This window comes from Methylobacterium sp. WL18 (genome assembly GCF_008040015.1).
Classification (GTDB): domain Bacteria; phylum Pseudomonadota; class Alphaproteobacteria; order Rhizobiales; family Beijerinckiaceae; genus Methylobacterium; species Methylobacterium mesophilicum.
This window is the reverse complement of the sequence record NZ_VRVD01001226.1, coordinates 1-612: the sequence shown is the minus strand read 5'-3', so window position 1 is coordinate 612 and position 612 is coordinate 1. Positions and strand designations below refer to the sequence as shown.

General features: G+C 68.3%; 1 protein-coding gene. It reads left to right on the top strand.

The window, feature by feature from the left end; all coding sequences use genetic code 11:
* Window positions 1-389: 389 nt before the first annotated feature.
* Window positions 390-612, top strand: a 223-nt coding sequence (locus FV228_RS31990) for a hypothetical protein (RefSeq protein WP_147857991.1), incomplete at its 3' end; no start/stop codon positions are given.

Below are 612 nucleotides of genomic sequence, written 5' to 3'. Positions count from 1 at the left end.
TCCGCGGCCGACCCCGGCGGCCGGCCCGTCGGCGCCTCCGATCGCCCGCTCCATCAGACGCACCCGCGCGGCGTGTCGAATCCCGTAGCGACGCTCACCGCGAATCCAGATCCTGAACGAGCGCGAAGACAGCCGCCGATACGGATGTCGCACGCACGAATGCTATCGCTCTGTAGCACGATCAAACAAGTCTGGCGGCCGGTTCACCGCGCCAGGCGGTTAATCCGCGGCGGAGTCTGTTGATGAACGGGGGAGCCTGCCTCGACCGCATCGCGATAACCCACCGTTACGCAGCCGTGATACCATGCCGCGCGGTGATCCCCGGGGCCGTTCGGGAACTCGCGGATCGGCTGAACGGTTCGGCAGTATATGTGATGCGGAGACACGACATGACGCGCAAGACGCTGACGATGCCGCTGGCGGCGGCTCTGCTCATCGGCCTCCCGAGCGCGGCCTTCGCCTGGGGCGGCGGTGGCGGCGGTGGCGGCGACAGCGGCAGCGGTCTCTCGCCCTACGCGGCCTTGAGCGGCAACGACCGCTCCGCCGGGGTCAACAACGGCAATTACCGCGATCCGGCTCTCGACCCGTATATCCGCGCCTACGATCCGGAGG